Here is a 15,598-nt window from a genome sequence, read left to right as displayed (position 1 = left end):
CCCCAAGCGCCCTTCGCGCGCTCGCTGATTACGCCCGCCCCGCCGCCATCTCCTCCGCCAGCACCCGCATGAACTCGTCCTCGGTCGGCGCCTGCTCGGCCGGACTGTTCGCGGCAATGAAGCCATCAATGGCCGCGTGGAACTCGGCCATCGTCATGCCCTTCACCTCTTGCGGCGTGAACCCCGCGACCGCTCCGGTGCGGATGAAGACGGAGAGGTCCCCGGGGCTTGGGCGCTCGCCCCCTCCGTCTCGTCTTTTCCCGGCGGCACGCCGTTCACCGCGCCCTGCACGATCTCGACCGCCAAGGATAGGAACTCGGCGATCGGGTAGTGCGGCGGATGGTAGGTCTGCACCGTGAGGTCGGCTTCGAGTGCCGAAGCGCCGCCCCCGATCAACCCGAGCCGCACCGGCTCCCAGATGTCGTTGACGCCGAAGCGGTGCGTGGCGAGCCGCGCCATGACCTCGCCGATGCCGGCGCTGCAGTTCCGTTCGAGCTCGTGGATCTCGCCGAGGCGGAGCTGGAAGTTGCGCTCGCGGCCCGCAAAGAACTTGCGGACCATCGTGCGCGAGGTATCCGTCTGGCTCACGTGGCCGGCACCCAGGTCAGCGGGCCGTCGCCGCGGAACTGCACCGTGAACGTGACGATGCCGTTGTTGTTCTTGGCGATCTCGAAATTCTCGACAAAGATATTGCCCGTCCACTTGCCGCCGCCCTGGAGGGCGGTCCGGTCGATCCGGAACTCGTAGGGGACCGGGTCCTCGCTGTCGTTGTCGGCCTGGAACTCGGCGAGGTGGTCAGCCGCCATGCTGCCGGCGAAGCGCCCGCCCCACGACTTCGAGGTCTTGACGCTCTTCCGGTCCGGGATGGCCAGCGGATCGTCGCAATCCGCGACCGTGGCGTCCTCAAAGGCGTTCGTCTGGGTCAGTGTGGTGGCGGTCGCCAGGCACACGAACTTGGGCGAGCCGCCCACGTTGCGGTAGGCCCGGAAGCGGTTGCCGGGAAGCAGCTGCGGTTCGGCCATGATCAGTCCTCCGATCCCGGACCCGGCCGGGCGATGATGGTGGTGAGGTCGAGGAACACACTCTTCGCCTGCAGCGGGTCGATGACGTCGCCGGCCTGAGTGACCTCGATCATCTTTTGCATGGTGAAGGGCGCGGCGAGGGCTGGGTCGAACGCCTCAAGGCCGTCCAGGGCCTCCGTCATGGCGTCGACCACCGACCACGCCTCGGCGCGGCCGTTGGCGGTCGAGACGGCGAAGAGGCGCGCCTGCACGGTCCAGGCCCGGCCGCAACCGATCTCGAGGCGCGTATGGCGCATCGGGCCGATGTAGGCGTAGGGCGTGACGATCGTCTGCCCGCCCGGCTTCTGGGTCGGCACCTCGTCGAAGATGCGGTTGCCGGCGAGCGCCTTGAACGCCTCGCTGGCGCGCAGGTGCGCCCGCAGCGCATCGCGGAATGGGATGATGGGAGAGAGGGCAGTCATGCGAGCGCCCGATCCAGTTCAGCGAGGGCCGCCGTCAGAGCCTCTACGCGGCGCGCCAGCACCTGCGCACGCTCCGGCTTGCCGAGGTCGTCGGGCTGGTCGTCGGCAGCCGTAACCAGCGCAGCCCGGGCTTGCACCATCGCATCGCGGATTGCCGCGACATCCATCGGACGCCTCGCTCGGAAAACTTGCATCGGAGCGCCGCGCAGCACCGATCCATCCCCACCGAGAACAGCCCGGCCAACCGTCAGGGTCATAACCCCTCCTCGCTCGCGCGGCGGAGCTCGCCCGCCCAATCGGACAGTGCCTCGCGCGCCGAGCCGTAGAAGAAGGGCTGCGCCTCGACATCGGTGGGACCATCGCGCACCTGGCGCCCGCCGGCGCCGGTGGTGTCCGCGAACAGGTCGCCGTCCGCGACTGTGCCGCCGGCCCGGTGCCCGGTCTCGACCGCCAGGGCGTAGTCGTAGCCGCCGCGGTCGGCGCTGGCCCGGACCGCCCAAATGCCGCCCTCGCGGGCGTAGGTGATGCCGGACAGGAGCAGGCCGGTGTCGACCGCCACGCGGCCGCGCATCAGCTCGACCATGTTGGCTGCGGCCTGCTCGCTCGCGTTGTCCGCCTTCAGCGCCAGCTTCACGCCGAACTTCACCACTTGGCCGGTGATGCGCTCGATCCCGACGATGTCCGCGACGGTGTCGATCAGGCGCAGGCCGGACAGCACGCCGCGGCTGGTCGTGAAATCCCGGACGGCCCCGGTCAGGTTCAGGGCGGCGTAGCCCTGCGAGAGCCCACCGAAGGTCGCGCCGATGTCCACCATGCTACTCGCCGCCGAGGTTGCTGGAGACGTTGAGGGCGATCAGGCCGGTGCGCCGGTCCGGCAGGCCGACGCCGTCGATCGCGAAGTCGCGGCCTTCGACGGTGACCCGGTCGCCGTTCGTGATCGTGCGGCTTTGCGTCGTCGTGCGGACGGTCAGGGTGCCGCTCTCGACGTTCTGCGCCGCGCCGCCCTGCGCAGCCTCGCGGACGCTCTGGGGCCGAAAGTTGGCCCAGAGGGTGAAGACGGGAGCGTAGGGCCCGCGGTCGCCGGTGTCCTGACCCTGGCTGTCGAGAATCGGCGGTTGGCGCATGAACTTCGCGCGGTGCTCGAGGCGTCCGCTGTCCATCAGCCGACCCGCCACACGCGGAAGGGGGCCAGCAAGGTCTCGACGCCGAGCGGCAGTTGTGCCGGCTGGGCGGCCGTGACCGTGACGGCGTCGCGGTTGTTGAAGTAGTGGCTGACCATCAGGAGGATGGCGTGCCGGATCGGTGCCGGCACGGTGCTGGCGCCGTCCTGGGTCTCGGCGTAGCCGGCGCGGTAGCGGATCGTCACGTCGCCATCCCGGCCTCGCACCCGCGGCGGCGGGCCCAGGTCGAGAAGGCCGTTGGTCACCGGGACCTGCTGCGTGGTGCCGTCCGGGTCAACGTAGGAGGCGGCCTCGATCGCCAGGAGCGGCGGGAAGGGCAGCCGAAGCGGACAGGGCCACGCATCGAATCGGGCCTCGAGCGTCTGCTCGCCGAGCGCCCGGCCGAGCCATCCGTCCGGTCCGTCGAGCCAGCCCGTCGCGACGGCGATCAGCCCCTCGACGTAGGGCTGCTGGTCGTCGCCATCGTCGAGGCGCAGGTGCCGGCTCGCCTCAGCCCAGGTGATGATCGGCTGGGGCGGCGTGATGACGGTGACTGGCATCAGTTACAGATCGCCTCGACGAGAACGGTGACGCCCGAACTCGCCTTCTTCGAGGTAAGGCCGAGCGAGAGCAGGGTGATGGGCTGGATCACGGCACCGGTGACCGTGGCGCTGGTGCGGGCGGTGATGAAAGCCTGGACGGCATCGGCGGCATTCTGCGTCGCGCCGATGGCCTGGGCCTGGACGCTGATCGGCGCCGCGGTGCAGGCCGCCTTGCTGATGTCGGCGCTCCAGTTGCCCGATGCGTCGGTCGGCACGCTGCCGACCCAGACCTTCGCGCCGGACAGCAGCCCGGCGGCGCCGTAGATCGGGGCGGCGGTGCCGGCGGGGCCGGTTGCCCCTGAGGCGCCCGTTGCCCCCGTGGGTCCTGCCGCACCTGCCGGTCCCTGCGAACCTGTGGCGCCTGCAGCACCGGTCGCTCCTGCCGGCCCGGTTGCTCCCTGCGCGCCGACCTGACCCGCAGCACCTTGTGCTCCGGTTGCGCCCGTGGCACCGGCAGGCCCGGTGGCTCCAGTCGCCCCAGCCGCGCCGGCTGCTCCTGGCGCACCGGCTGCACCGGGTGCGCCTGTGGGTCCAGCCGGACCAGTCGCCCCTGTCGCTCCCGCTGCTCCGGCCGGGCCTTGCGCGCCCGCGGGGCCTGCATCGCCTTTCGGACCCGTGGCACCCACCGCCCCAGCATCGCCCCTGTCCCCCTTCAGTCCCTGTGCACCAGTCGCGCCCGTTGCTCCTGCTGTGCCCTGGCTGCCGGTGGGGCCGGCCGGTCCGATGGCGCCCAGGGCGCCATCCTTGCCGGCCGCGCCGGTCGCGCCAGGCTGTCCTTGTGCACCGTCTGCTCCCCTTGGTCCTGCTGCACCCTGCGGGCCGGCGTCACCCTTCGGTCCCGGATCGCCCTTGGCTCCAGGCTCACCAGGGATGCCCATCGGTCCCGGCATCCGGGCCAGGGCCGGAGAGGCCAGCAGCAGGCCAGCAGCGAGGACCGTCGCAGTCGCGCGCATTACGACCCCCGTCCGTACATGTGCTCGTACAGGCACGTCACACCGGTCAGATCGGCCGGATACCCCGGGATCGGCACGAGCATGATGGAGATGATCCGGTCCTGCCCACCATTCGGGTTGGCGGCGCTGCCCAGGGTCTCCGGGCCACGGCCGAGCCGAGTGCCAGAGAACTCGTCAATGACCTCGGTCCGCGAGGTTACCAGCAGCACGCCTGGGAGCGTCTTGCCGTTGACCGTGACCGGTTGCGTCACGATCGGTTCCAGCGGCGCTACGGACATGACCCGCACGTCCGCGTTGGCGCAGGGGTTGTAGCCCCGATAGGTCGTCGAACCCGTCGGCTGGGTGACCATGTACTGCTGCGGCGTGGTCGTCGCCGGCAGGATGAACGGAGAGCGCGACGCCCGGACGAACGGCGCGCTCATCACGTTCAGCGGCGCGGCGAGACTGCCGCACGGTAGGGCGTCCCGGTTCGTGCCGGTTGCGCACAGGATGACCACCGGCGGCACCTGCGCGCCGGTCGGCTGCTGGAACGGCTGGTAGGCGTTGGTCGGCGCCTGGGCCGCGGCCGGGATCGCCAGGGCGAGCGCCAACGCCAGCAGCCCGCTACGAAGAGAGCTCCCACGCATGGCTGCGCCCCGATCTGGTTCAGTTCTTGATGACGACGAAGGACACCACCAGCGTGCCGTTCAGGGCCGCGGCAGCATCGCTGTTACGCAGCGTGAACACGATGCTGCCGGCGCCGGGGGCGATCCGCTGGATGTGCGGTGAGCCGGCCGAGTTGGTGCCGTTCGTGAACGAGGCCAGCACGATGTCGGCCGCCGCCACGGTGCTGTTCGTCACCGTCAGGGTGTAGGTCGCCCCCGCCGCTGTGGTCAGCGCCTCGGTGGTGATCTTGCCCGAGAGCTTGTTGAGCGTCGCGGCGCCGGCAGTCGCCGCGGCCGTCTTCACGCCGTCGTCGAGGGCGATGCCGCTGGGCGGGCGGAGGATGGCGGGCGACTGCGCCCAGGCCGCGCCGGTCGTGATGAAGGCGAGCGCGAGCGCGCCGAGAAGCAGCCGCTTCATGGCTTGAAACTCCGATGTTAGATGAAGGCGGGGGGTTACTTCGCCTTATTGGCGGGCGCAGGGGCCATCTTGTTCTCGGGGGGCGGCGCGCTTTTGGCGGCCGGCTCCTCGACGTGCTCCTCGGCGAGCCCGTTGGCCTTGAGTTCGGCCAGCCGGCGCCGGTGCACCTTGAACGGCTCGCTGCGCTCATCCTTGAACCCCTCGTCCCCCACGAACGGCCGCGTGGCCTTGACGAGGACGTGATCGCTGTCCGAACCCATGTCGCGCACTCCTGCGGTTGCGGGTCCGGCGGCAGGTTCCCGCCGCCGGTCGTTAATGGTGATCGTCACGGCGCCGATCAGAGCGTGCCGGTGACGAAGGCCTCGGGGCGGTAGACGCAGAGCGCCAGGCGCTCCTCGGCGCGCAGCGTCATCATGTTGCGCTCGAAGTCATCGACGTTCTCGGTCGACAGCAGCACCTCGAGTTCCATGCGATCGAAGATCTGGGCCGCCATGTCGAAGGCGCCGGTGAGGAACCGCCCCTGCGCCTGCGCCTGGGTCGCGACCACCGGCAGGTTCCAGAGGCGCGGCGCGGTGCCGTCCTGCGGGTCGCCGACGATGTAGCGGCCCATACCGTCCTTGGTCAGCTCGATCGTCGTCCAGTCGATCGGGTTGAGGACGAAGGCTGAGGCCGGATACTCGGCGAGGATCACCTGCAGCACCGCGATGCGCAGCTTGTCGATCTGCGTGAGGCCCGTGGTCGGCACGCCGGTCGGCGGGTTGTAGGCGGTCGCCTGGGTCTGGAGGCCGAACAGGTTCTGGCCGGTGCCGTCGCCGTTCAGCAGCTGGACCTCCTCCTTGAAGGTCAGGCCGTAGCGGGCGCGCCCGTCGATGTAGGAGCGAAGCGCGGGTGCGTCGTCCATGATCTGGCGCGAGGCCTTGAAGATGTGCGCCAGGGTCCGCACCGGCGCGTTCCGCAGATCGAACGTGATGTCCGACTTGGGCTTCGTGGTGGTCTCGGCGACCATGCCGGCGTTGTTGGTGTAGCCGGTCTCGACGACGTACTCGATGTTGCCCGCCGAGGTCTCGCCCGGCATCAGCAGGTCGCGGATCGTCATCCGGCGCTGGGGCGGGGTGACGATGCCGGGCTGGCGATCCGACGGGGTGAGCGAGGTGCCCGGGCTGCGGCCGGTGCCGACGGTCGCGTTGGCGCTGGTGATGTCCTTGCGATCGAGCTTCACGCGCAGGGACATGCGCGAGCCGGAGGTCATGCCGCCCGACTTGAACGTGTCGCTCTCGATCACCGCCTGGCCGAGCGTGCGCGGGCCGTCCGGCGCCTCCGGGCTGCCGCGGCGCGCCAGCTTCTGCTCGATGTCGGTGAGGCGGTCGCCGGCCTCCTGCAGCTTGGTGGCGGTCTCGCCGAACTTCAGCAGCGCCTCGTCGACCTTCTCCTTGGTCGCCTTGGTGAGGTCGCCGTTGGCCTTGACCTCGGCGCCGGCGCGCTCGGCGAAGCCCTTCACCTCGTTGAGGATCCGGGCCATCTCGCCCTGAACGGCCTGGATGGACGGGTCCGACCCGCCGCCGCCCGCGTCCTTGCGGCCGAACTCGCGGTGTGCCGCCGTCAGGCGGGTGTCGTGGTGGCTCATCGTGTGAGTCCTCAGATGTTCGAAAGAGAGAAGCCGGACAGCGCTCCCACGAGCGACTTCACGGCCTCGGGTTCGTTCGCCTCGTCGCCCGCGGACTCACTCCGGAGCAGGTGCGCAAGGCCGCGATTGGCGATCACGGCGGCCTTGGTCTTCGAGAAGCCTGCCTCGCGCAGGAACCGCTCGAATTCGTTCAGCGACGGCAGTTCGCCGTGCGCAATCTTGGACTTGACCGCATCGACCCGCGCCTCGTCGTTCGCGGGGAAGGTCACGAGGCTGATCTCGACGAGATCCAGCTTGAGAAGGGTGCGCGTGCCGGTCTTCTCGTCGAACGAGGACTGCCGGACGTAGTAGCCGATGGAGAGGCCCGAGACGGCCCCCGCCTTCATCAGCGCGTAGGACTCGGCCGCCTGGCGCACCGCCTCCTTGAGCAGCATGCCCTCGACGTACAGCCCGTGCTCGTCCTCCTTCAGCGAGGAGTAGACGCCGATGGGCTGGTCGCTGCGGTGCTGCCAGAGGACCGGGACCGGCCGGCCCTTGGCGGCGATCTCGGCCAGGCTCTCGGCGAATGCGCCGGGCGCGACGATCTCGCCGTAGCTGTCCTCGTTGCCGAAGACCGAGCCGTAGCCGGAGAAGGTGCCGTCGTCGTTCACGGCCTTCACGGCGAGGCCGAAATCCCGGATCTTCAGCGAGGCCTTCTTGCGCTCCAGGCGCGGGGCCGCGAGGGCGGTTCGCATGGTCATTGCTCCTGATGGACCCCGTCCTGGCCCCCGATCGGCTTCTCGGTGGGCTGCACCGCGACCTTGCCCAGCAGGTCGATCGGCATGAGGTTGGACTGCACCGTGTAGGCGTCGCCCCCCTCGTAGGGGGGGAGGTTGTCGAGGCGGCGGGCCTCGTTGCGGTTCATGAGGCCGTTCTGGACGCGGCGGGCGAGCAGGTCGGTCCGCGTCTTGCTGTCAGCGCGCAGCAGCCCGTCGATGTTGAACTCGGCGTAGTACCGGCCGCGCTCGCCGGGCTGGAACAGCCGCAGCAGGATCGCCGCCTCGATGCGGTTCAGCCAGTTGCGGAGCCCGGTCGACAGCCAGCCGAGGTTGATCTGCTCGACGCCCGAGCCCCACATCGTCTGTCCCTGCGCCGCATGCCCGACGAGGATCGGCGGCACCATGAACCAGCGGCAGATCTCCTCGACGTGCCAGCGCCGGGTCTCAAGCAGCTGAGCGTCGTCCGGGTTGAGGCTGATCGGCGTGAACTTCATGCCGCCCTCGAGCACGAAGACGCCGCCGGCGTTCTGCGAGCCCGCCAGGGGCGCCACGATGTTCTCCCGCAGATCCTTGCGCTGCTCGGCCTTCAGCACCTGGGAGACCTCGAGCACGCCGCTCGGGCGCGTGCCGTTGGCGAAGAGCTTGCCCGCCGCCTCGTCGGCCGCGATCGACGCACCGAGGGTCTGGCGGGCGAAGGCGATGGGGGACAGCCCGAGATACCCGGCGTTGCCGAACCCGCGGACGTGGAACACGTCCTCCTCGCGCAGCAGGCGGGTCCGGCGCTCGACCGGGTCGTTGTAGCGGTATTCCAGCGCGCCGGCCTCGTTCCGGCGCACGCTGGTCCGGTCGAACATCATCGGCTGGAGCGAGACGAGCCGGCCGTTGGCGCTGCGCACCTTCTCCGCGTAGCTGTTCCCGTTCAGGCACAGCGACAGGACCAGCCCCTCGACGAACTCGACCGCGGTGTGCTCGCCGTCGGGAGAGACCCGCAGCAGCGTCGAAAGCGGGTGATCCCTCGCCACGACCCGGCTGTCGTTGTCCTCCCGGCGGTAGACGACCAGCGGCAGGGTCGCGATCGTCTCTGACAGCAGCCGCACGCACGCCCACACGGTCGCGATCTGCATCGCAGCGTCGACGGTCACCGTCTTGCCGGAAGCGCTCTCGCCGAAGCCGAGGATCCGCCCCCAGGTGCCGGCATCGCGCGCGTCCGTGATGGACAGCGACCGCGATTTCCGTTCGAGCCCGACCCAGCGCCGCAGCGCGCCCCCGACGCTCATCCTGATCAAGCCCAGATCGGATTCTTGAGGAAGTCGCCGAGCGCCATCTGCTCGGCTGCCGGGTTCGTCGCCATCAAGGTCACCGCGTTGAAGGTTGCCATCAGCGGGTCGATCTTCGCGGTGCCGGCCGCCTGCTTCGTCACCAGGATCGCGTTGCCGCGGGCCTCGGCCTTCGCGTTGCCCACGCACCAAGCCATCATCGCCGAGCCATCGTGCTCGAGCTCGCCGCCGGCGACTTTGCGCTCGGTGGTCTTGATCGCGCCGTTCAGCCGGTAGCCCTGCGAGACGGCGACGATGCGCTCGATCTCGAAGCCGACCGCCTCGCTCGTCAGCTCGTCCACGATGTCGACGATGCCGACCGAATCGACGGCGATTGCCGGGCCGGAGGCGAGCACGTTGGCATCGCGGATCCGCGCCACGATGGCCGCCACCTCGGCGACGTCGTCACCGGGCCGCTCGACCATCGTCAGGCTGCCGGCCTTCTCGAAGTCGCGCAGCCGCGGCGCGATCTCCTTGCGGCGCTCCAGCACGATCGGGTGCGCCCAGGCGTGGCACCAGAGCAGCCACCGGCGGGTCTTGGCGCATCGGCCGAGAACCGCAAGGCCGAGGAGGTCGTCGAGGCCGCCACCGTCGATCCCAACCACCACGACCTCGGACCGGGCGAGCAGGTCGTCCAGCGTGATGCCGCGGCCGGCCGCTTCCCAGAACTCGGCGCCGGGCCAGCGATTCGCGCGCAGGGCCAGACCGATCTCGACGTTGAGGTGCTTGGCGAGGTGGGTACGCAGCGATCCGCCGTCGCCGCGCTGCGCCTCGATCAGCTTGTCCTGCAGCCACTCGCGGCTCACCGAACGGTCGATGTTGGGGTTGGAGACGAACCACCACTTCGGGTCGAGGTAGGCCTTGCGCTCGACCATCTCCTCCGGGAACTCGTAGAGGACTCCGAGGCTTTTTCGGTCCTGCACCTTGCCGTCGCGGACGTCGCGGAAATAGTCCAGCTTCTCCTTGAACACCCCGGCCGGCGGCTCGTCCGACTGCGTCGAGAGGTAGATCACGAAGCCCTCGGGCCGGGACACCAAGCCGCCCGTCGCCTCCTGGAGCATCGCGTTGGCGTTGGCCCGCTTCCCGAAGATCCAGAGCTCGTCGATCAGGACGAAGGCGGCCTTCTTGCCGCCGACGCTGTCGGTGTCGGCCGCTACCACCTTCAGGGTCGCCCGGGTGATGCGGTGCGTGATCTGCCGGAGGTTGTCTTGGATGTGCAGCAGATTCGAGAGCTCAGGATCGGCCCGCACCATCTCGGCGGCGGGGCCGTAGCTGTTCTTCGCGATCTCGAGCGTGGGCGCAAGGATCAGGAGTTCGGCCGAGTGCCGCCAGTTGCGGATCAGGGCGGTGAGCATGATGCCCGCCGCGATGGTGCTCTTGCCGTTTTTCTTGGCGATCAGCAGGAAGAAGTCGCGGATCAGCCGGCGGGCCGCTCCGGCATCGTAGGCGCCGAAGATGGCCCGGACGAAGTCGAAGACCCACTCCTCGCAGACCTCGCCGAAGGTCGGCTGGCCCGGTAGGTCAACGACCCGCAGCGACTTGAAGACCGCCAGCGCCGCCTCGGCCTCGTCCGGGAACAGCGGATCGAACGGCACCAGCGAGCGGCGCTGCACGATGCGCTCCGCCCAATCCGGGCAGGCGGTGGTCCACTCCATCAGTTGCTGACGATCAGCTTGGGCGGAAGCGGCGGCGCGAATCGACCCGCCACGCCCTCGGCGGCCAGCTGCCGCTCTTCCTTCTTCCCGAGCTTCGGCGCCTTGTCGCCACGGCGCTCCAGCGCCTCCGCCGCACCCGATGCCCGACCGATCCCCTCGAGGTGCTTCTGCGCCGAGACGTTGCCATCCCGGGCAGAGCGGAACAGCAGGCCGATGACCTCTCGGCGGCGATGCGCATGGCCGTCCTGAAGCTCGTCGGCGAAGTGCTTGCGCAGCGTATCTGGGTCGATCTGCAGAGCGCGGGCGATCACATTGTCGGACTCGCCGCAGAACTTCATCTGCTCGACCGTCTCGCGCGCTTCTAGCGTCGGCTTGTAGCTCGGGCGGCCACGGCGCTTCGGTTCGGGACGGCCGTCATTTTCGGCCATGGCAGGCACTCACCATGAGATTTTTGGGGGCGGAAAAAAGTGCGCGGATGGGAGAACAACCGCCCTTCATCCGAAAACTCTGGCGACTTATGACCCCCCTACCAGGGGGGATCACCTTCACCTGGCTCAACCTCTCTCATCTCGCTGCTTGTCGCTGTCATGGTGACGCTTGCAGAGGGACTGGAAGGGCCCGGCCCAGAACTTGGTGACATCCCCACGGTGGGGTTCGACGTGGTCGCATACGACGGCGGCGGTGACGCGGTCCTCGGCCATGCACATCCGGCACAGGGGCTCCCGGGTCAGCTGGTCGGCCCTGAGGGCCTGCCACCGCCTGGTGCTGTAGAGGCGGGCGGTCTCGCTGTCCCGGCGGCGTTGGGCGTTGTAGCGCTGGCTGGCGGTCTGGCCGTGCTCGGGCTCGGGGGCCCGGAGCAATCGGCTGTCGAGGGTGCGCAGCCGCGAGGGCAGGCGAGACAGGCGAGGCACTACAGGCACCCATATACCCGGGCAGCCGCAGCGCCCACTGCGATGCCGCACAAAAACACAGCCAGCATCATACCGAAGATCGCCCACCAAGGATCTGTCATTTGCTCTGTTCTGTAACCAACGTGCAAATACTTCGCATATGCTGCGCTTTTACTGTTGACGACACTAGCAACGCGAAGTACAACATAAACACAGACAGAGGAGAGACACAGATGACCAAGACCAAGGCCACCAAGCAGAACCCCACCAACAACACTGGCGCCGAGTGGCTGGTGAAGAACCGGGACCTGAACTGGGAGGTGGAGGGCGCCTTCTACACCGAACTGGAAGCCCGGATTTGGTGCGAGGAGTGGAACAGCCACCCCGAGGTGAACCGGGAGCAGATGAAGGTCTTCGGACCGGGGGCGTAAGTCCCCACCTTGGGAAGGACACAAGCCTCCCTCACCACCCCCTGATCTACTCGGGAGCCGGGTCCACAGGCGCAACACACATCCCCGCAGGGCAGGTCACACGGTGGGTATCCTTGGTCGCGAACGACCCGGTGCATGCATATGATCTCTTCTACCCCAGAGTCAAGCCGCATTCCGCACCCTTTCCACCTGTCCGACTTCTAGCGCCACAGGTGTCGCCCGCCCAAAAATATTGACACTGACTTTCAGGTGCTGTGACTCAGAGTCAATTTCCTCGATCACAGCACTGAATGAAGCGAACGGCCCATCCTTCACCCGAACCGTCTCACCCACCTCGTAGTCCTCGGCCCGGCCTCCGCCTTTCTTGCGCTTCTCGTCCCGCGGGATCGAGCCGCCCAGCGCGCCCGTGAACGTATCCAGTTCTTGTGCGGTGACCTGTTCGTACTTTTCGTTCTTGAAGCGCACGCCCTGCATCTCGATGTCGAACTTCTCCCGCAGCCTGTGGGGATCGTCCCCGGGCGCCAGCCCGACGAACAGCAGCTGGTTGAAGAGCGGCATGCGGGTGCGAATGGCCCGTCCCGACCGGATCTGCACCACGTCCTCGGACAAGCGCAGCGACGGGATCTCGCTCGCCGCCAGTGCATTCCCGAGCGCCTTCGCCTTACCCACCCGGGCATCGACCAGATGCCAGCGCCGGCCGGCCATGTACGCCTCCTCGTCCGCCTTCGCCCGCTCCCGCCGCTCGGCCCGCTCCTTGGCGGTCTGGTCGCGGTGCCCCTGCGCGGCATGCTCGGCCGAGCGCCTGCGCTCCTCGCGGCGGCGGCGCTTGGCGTTGAGGCGGGTCTTGGCGCTGCGGGTCGACATCACTCGACCTCCAGGCGCACGGGGCTGTTGTTGTCCCGGACGGTGATCGTGCCGGCGATGGAGATGAACAGGCGCTCGGTGCGGGTGATGTAGGCATAGCCGTCGTCGCGCGGCTCGAGCCACAGGCGGTCGACCATCACGCCGCCCTCGCGCGCCAGGCGTTCGCCGAAGGCGTCGAGGTCTTCGTCGGGGACACCGATCGGGAAGGCCAGCATCCGCCCGTTCCCGACCGGGATTGTGCTCGTCCAGAACAGCACGACCATGACGCACCTCACACGCTGCAGGATGAGGCCGGCACCGAAGCGCCGGCCGGGTGTTAGGGGTTCGTCGGCAGGTTCAGGGCGCGGGCGACGCTCCACCCCTGTCGCAGCCGCCCGCGAGCAATGTCGTACGGCACGCCGGTGCGCTCGCAGGCTTCCACCAGCGGCATGCTCTCGCCGTTGATGCGGACGACGTGGTTGCCCCTGAAGTTCCGCATCTGCTCCCGGCGGGTGGCCCAGCGGACATTACCCGGCTCGTAACCGCGCTCGTTATTGATGCGATCCAGGGAATGCTCGACAGAAGGCCGCTGTCCGACATCCTCGTAAAACGCCTCGAACGAGCCTGCCCATCTGCGGCAAACGGTAATGCCTCGCCCCCCGTAGTTCTTGAAACTCGGATGATCTTGATCCAAGCACCTGTTGAGCATGTTATTCCAGCACTCGTACTCCGGCAGATGAGACATGCCGTGCGTCGCGTTCAGTTCGCGTCTGACGCAGCCGCAGCTTGTCGTGCGTCCTGCACGGACGTGCTCTATGCGGGCAGTGCAGTTATTTCCGCAGTCGCAGGTGAACCGCCAAACCGCGTGGCGACCGGGCACGAACGACCGCTCCAGAGCAACGAGCCGTCCGAAGCGCTGTCCCGGTTCAATGGCGGGACGGCGCGCGAGCGGCGTGGTAGACGAACGATCAGCCTGTGTCATGGGTGTCTCCATGATGCGGGTTAGGCTCGACGGAATGTTGCAACCGTTCTGTCGAGCCGACTTAAGTACAGTAGCACACATCCCTAACAACCTCACCCGCATCCTGAAGTGATTAACCCCTCATGGGTGCGAGGGCTTGAGGGTCGATCCTCAAGCAACAGCCTTGAGGCGGGCCCTACCGAGACCAGACGATTTCGCCAGATCTGAACGCTGCTTGGCGTAATTCTCGGCCACCATGGGGTAATCTGCGGGCAGAGACCACTTGCGACGGTATTCGTCAGGAGTAAGCCCACGCCCGGCGAGGTGGCGGCGGAGGGTCTTGTACCGCTTCCCGTCCTCCAGACTGACCAGGTAGTCGGGCGTCACGGTCTTGCGGATCGGGACCGGCGGCTCGGGACGGACCACCTCGGGTTCCGCCGGCGCCCCGAGCCCCACCAGCGCCGCGTGGGTCGAGGCGATCAGCCCGGGCAGATCTGCGACCGGGACCGAGTTGTTCGAAACGTAGGCCGAGACGATCGCGGCGGCGTAGCCGATCATCAAGGGCTTGCTGGCATCGACGGCGAGGGTGAGGGTCTGGTCGTTCATCGGGTTGCTCCTGGTGGTTGGATCCCCCCCCTCTGCGGGGGAGGGTGGCCCGCGGTGGCGGGATTCGTGGATCAGGCGGCGGGTCGGCGGTACTTCGCGAGCGCCGTCGGGCTCAGCGAGTTGGGGGCGAGCGGCGGGCCGCCGAGCGTCGCCGCGACCTCCGTCTGGCTGGCCTGGTGCTCGCCCTGCAGCGTGGCCTTCACCTCGGCGGCGCGGCGGGCGATGGCCTCGGCGGCGACCTTGCGTACCGCCGCCTCGCGCTCCGGGTCGGGATCGGGCACGACCTCCGCCTCGAGCACGTCTCGCAGGCGGATCTGGGTCTCGCGGATCTCGGCAAGGCCGGCCCGGGTCTCCTCGACGAACTCGGGCGGGTTCGGCCTCCAGCGCGACTGCCGCGGCAGGATGGTCTCGGCGCGGCGGAAGCGGTCGGCCGCCTCGATGATGGCCCAGAGGGGCAGGCCTTCGAGCGCGTCGACGTATTCGCGATTCAGGGCGGCGGTCCCGACGACGCTGGCGCCCTTGCCCTCCATGCCCAGCAGGAGCTTGCTGACGACGGCCTCGACCTTGAGCGGGTCGTCGCAGGGTTTGAGCGCCTGCAACAAGACCATGCGCCAGTCGCGGAAGGCCCTGCGCTCACCTTCGGTAGGAGCGTGGCTCTGCGATAAGCAATATCTCAGCGGGAGGTTCTTTGCCGTCTCCAGTCGTCCATGACACACCCGCAGCGCCGTTGCTACGCGCTCGTTGCCCGTAACCAGATGTCGGGCGTTGCTGCTTACCGGAAGGGTCATCGGAATTGCCTCGGGACGGGTCACGGAACGATTCGGCGAGCTCGGCCAAGCGGCCGGCCTGTCCCATCAGGGGCCCGTCCCTGCCGCGATACGCGGCCGGCCGATCCTCGTAGCGGCGATCCATCAGGAACGTGTCGGAGCCGAGCCACTGCCGCTCGGGGGGCTTGCTGGCGATGTACGCGGCGATGCCGTCGAGCACGTCCTGGAACGAGGTCTCGCCCTCGGTCCGGATCCGGCGCAGCAGCTCATGGGTGGCCCGCATCCGGGTCAGGTGCGGATAGGCGTCCTGGAACCGGGCCCAGAAATCGTCGGGCCAGCTGTCGTCCGGGGCCGGCTGTGCGGGCTGCGCGTCGGCGCACCCGCCTGCACGCAGGTTCTTATGTTGGTTCCTCTGTTGGTTCAGTGTTGGTTCAAACGTAGTGAGGGGGGACTTTATGCCCCCACCCCCAGGGAACTGTGCCCCCAC

Annotated in this window: 25 protein-coding genes; 2 read left to right on the top strand and 23 right to left on the bottom strand. The window is 68.5% G+C overall.

Going from position 1 to position 15,598, the window contains the following annotated elements:
- Window positions 1-28: 28 nt before the first annotated feature.
- The 8 genes from VP06_RS38480 to VP06_RS33575 form a co-directional block, all read right to left on the bottom strand.
- Window positions 29-157 (bottom strand): hypothetical protein, encoded by a 129-nt coding sequence (locus VP06_RS38480; protein ID WP_280950152.1) that lies wholly within the window; start codon window positions 155-157, stop codon window positions 29-31.
- A 5-nt stretch (window positions 158-162) separates the two neighbouring features.
- Window positions 163-588: a gene transfer agent family protein gene (locus VP06_RS01600; protein WP_048462074.1), complete on the bottom strand. Its 426-nt coding sequence runs from the start codon at window positions 586-588 to the stop codon at window positions 163-165.
- Window positions 585-1,022: a phage tail tube protein gene (locus VP06_RS01595; RefSeq protein ID WP_048462073.1), complete on the bottom strand. Its 438-nt coding sequence runs from the start codon at window positions 1,020-1,022 to the stop codon at window positions 585-587. The genes VP06_RS01600 and VP06_RS01595 overlap by 4 nt, the downstream gene beginning before the upstream one ends.
- Before the next feature lie 2 nt (window positions 1,023-1,024).
- The gene (locus tag VP06_RS01590) at window positions 1,025-1,483 is read right to left on the bottom strand and encodes a DUF3168 domain-containing protein (RefSeq protein WP_048462072.1); all 459 of its coding nucleotides are present in this window, start codon (window positions 1,481-1,483) and stop codon (window positions 1,025-1,027) included.
- Window positions 1,480-1,650, bottom strand: a complete 171-nt coding sequence (locus tag VP06_RS35835; RefSeq protein WP_156295408.1) for a hypothetical protein — start codon at window positions 1,648-1,650, stop codon at window positions 1,480-1,482. The genes VP06_RS01590 and VP06_RS35835 overlap by 4 nt, the downstream gene beginning before the upstream one ends.
- Window positions 1,651-1,736: 86 nt before the next feature.
- The gene (locus VP06_RS01585) at window positions 1,737-2,297 is read right to left on the bottom strand and encodes a hypothetical protein (protein ID WP_048462071.1); all 561 of its coding nucleotides are present in this window, start codon (window positions 2,295-2,297) and stop codon (window positions 1,737-1,739) included.
- A gap of 1 nt (window position 2,298) precedes the next feature.
- Window positions 2,299-2,643 (bottom strand): head-tail adaptor protein, encoded by a 345-nt coding sequence (locus VP06_RS01580; RefSeq protein ID WP_048462083.1) that lies wholly within the window; start codon window positions 2,641-2,643, stop codon window positions 2,299-2,301.
- Window positions 2,643-3,203: a head-tail connector protein gene (locus tag VP06_RS33575; RefSeq protein ID WP_053081487.1), complete on the bottom strand. Its 561-nt coding sequence runs from the start codon at window positions 3,201-3,203 to the stop codon at window positions 2,643-2,645. Before VP06_RS33575 ends, VP06_RS01580 begins: the two co-directional genes overlap by 1 nt.
- A gap of 27 nt (window positions 3,204-3,230) precedes the next feature.
- On the opposite strand from VP06_RS33575, the gene VP06_RS37780 reads away from it, so the two are divergent.
- Window positions 3,231-3,509: a hypothetical protein gene (locus VP06_RS37780; protein ID WP_048462070.1), complete on the top strand. Its 279-nt coding sequence runs from the start codon at window positions 3,231-3,233 to the stop codon at window positions 3,507-3,509.
- Window positions 3,510-4,197: 688 nt separating this feature from the next.
- Here the strand turns inward: VP06_RS37780 and VP06_RS01565 are convergent.
- From VP06_RS01565 to VP06_RS01525, 9 genes are all read right to left on the bottom strand, one after another.
- Complete coding sequence (locus tag VP06_RS01565) at window positions 4,198-4,788, bottom strand: hypothetical protein (RefSeq protein ID WP_048462069.1); 591 nt, start codon at window positions 4,786-4,788, stop codon at window positions 4,198-4,200.
- Window positions 4,789-4,843: 55 nt separating this feature from the next.
- Window positions 4,844-5,260 (bottom strand): hypothetical protein, encoded by a 417-nt coding sequence (locus tag VP06_RS01560; RefSeq protein WP_053081486.1) that lies wholly within the window; start codon window positions 5,258-5,260, stop codon window positions 4,844-4,846.
- A 35-nt stretch (window positions 5,261-5,295) separates the two neighbouring features.
- Entirely contained in the window at window positions 5,296-5,589 is a 294-nt protein-coding gene (locus tag VP06_RS01555; protein WP_156295407.1) for a hypothetical protein, read from the bottom strand.
- Between the two features lie 8 nt (window positions 5,590-5,597).
- A complete protein-coding gene (locus VP06_RS01550; RefSeq protein WP_082167095.1) occupies window positions 5,598-6,884 on the bottom strand; it encodes a phage major capsid protein in 1,287 nt (428 codons plus the stop codon).
- An 11-nt stretch (window positions 6,885-6,895) separates the two neighbouring features.
- Complete coding sequence (locus VP06_RS01545; protein ID WP_197093102.1) at window positions 6,896-7,618, bottom strand: HK97 family phage prohead protease; 723 nt, start codon at window positions 7,616-7,618, stop codon at window positions 6,896-6,898.
- Between the two features lie 2 nt (window positions 7,619-7,620).
- Window positions 7,621-8,919, bottom strand: a complete 1,299-nt coding sequence (locus tag VP06_RS01540; protein ID WP_048462067.1) for a phage portal protein — start codon at window positions 8,917-8,919, stop codon at window positions 7,621-7,623.
- A 5-nt stretch (window positions 8,920-8,924) separates the two neighbouring features.
- The gene (locus VP06_RS01535; RefSeq protein WP_048462066.1) at window positions 8,925-10,613 is read right to left on the bottom strand and encodes a terminase large subunit; all 1,689 of its coding nucleotides are present in this window, start codon (window positions 10,611-10,613) and stop codon (window positions 8,925-8,927) included.
- Window positions 10,613-11,041, bottom strand: coding sequence for a hypothetical protein (locus VP06_RS33570; RefSeq protein WP_053081485.1), 429 nt, complete (start codon window positions 11,039-11,041; stop codon window positions 10,613-10,615). The genes VP06_RS01535 and VP06_RS33570 overlap by 1 nt, the downstream gene beginning before the upstream one ends.
- A 126-nt stretch (window positions 11,042-11,167) precedes the next feature.
- Complete coding sequence (locus VP06_RS01525; protein WP_197093103.1) at window positions 11,168-11,524, bottom strand: HNH endonuclease; 357 nt, start codon at window positions 11,522-11,524, stop codon at window positions 11,168-11,170.
- A 212-nt stretch (window positions 11,525-11,736) separates the two neighbouring features.
- Here VP06_RS01525 and VP06_RS01520 point away from each other — a divergent pair, with 212 nt between their 5' ends.
- Entirely contained in the window at window positions 11,737-11,934 is a 198-nt protein-coding gene (locus tag VP06_RS01520) for a hypothetical protein (protein ID WP_048462064.1), read from the top strand.
- Window positions 11,935-12,096: 162 nt separating this feature from the next.
- Here the strand turns inward: VP06_RS01520 and nusG are convergent, their stop codons facing one another.
- The 6 genes from nusG to VP06_RS01495 form a co-directional block, all read right to left on the bottom strand.
- Window positions 12,097-12,798, bottom strand: coding sequence for a transcription termination/antitermination protein NusG (nusG, locus tag VP06_RS34265; protein ID WP_082167094.1), 702 nt, complete (start codon window positions 12,796-12,798; stop codon window positions 12,097-12,099).
- Complete coding sequence (locus VP06_RS01510) at window positions 12,798-13,061, bottom strand: hypothetical protein (protein ID WP_048462063.1); 264 nt, start codon at window positions 13,059-13,061, stop codon at window positions 12,798-12,800. Before VP06_RS01510 ends, nusG begins: the two co-directional genes overlap by 1 nt.
- 53 nt (window positions 13,062-13,114) lie before the next feature.
- The gene (locus VP06_RS35830; RefSeq protein ID WP_156295405.1) at window positions 13,115-13,759 is read right to left on the bottom strand and encodes a hypothetical protein; all 645 of its coding nucleotides are present in this window, start codon (window positions 13,757-13,759) and stop codon (window positions 13,115-13,117) included.
- Between the two features lie 150 nt (window positions 13,760-13,909).
- The gene (locus tag VP06_RS01505) at window positions 13,910-14,344 is read right to left on the bottom strand and encodes a Ros/MucR family transcriptional regulator (RefSeq protein WP_082167093.1); all 435 of its coding nucleotides are present in this window, start codon (window positions 14,342-14,344) and stop codon (window positions 13,910-13,912) included.
- Between the two features lie 71 nt (window positions 14,345-14,415).
- Window positions 14,416-14,952, bottom strand: coding sequence for a hypothetical protein (locus VP06_RS01500; RefSeq protein WP_053081484.1), 537 nt, complete (start codon window positions 14,950-14,952; stop codon window positions 14,416-14,418).
- Between the two features lie 25 nt (window positions 14,953-14,977).
- The coding region (locus VP06_RS01495; RefSeq protein WP_210168114.1) for a hypothetical protein at window positions 14,978-15,598 on the bottom strand (621 nt) is incomplete at its 5' end.

The sequence above is a fragment of the Methylobacterium aquaticum genome, assembly GCF_001043915.1.
Lineage (GTDB): Bacteria > Pseudomonadota > Alphaproteobacteria > Rhizobiales > Beijerinckiaceae > Methylobacterium > Methylobacterium aquaticum.
This window is presented reverse-complemented; position numbering and strand designations above follow the sequence as displayed.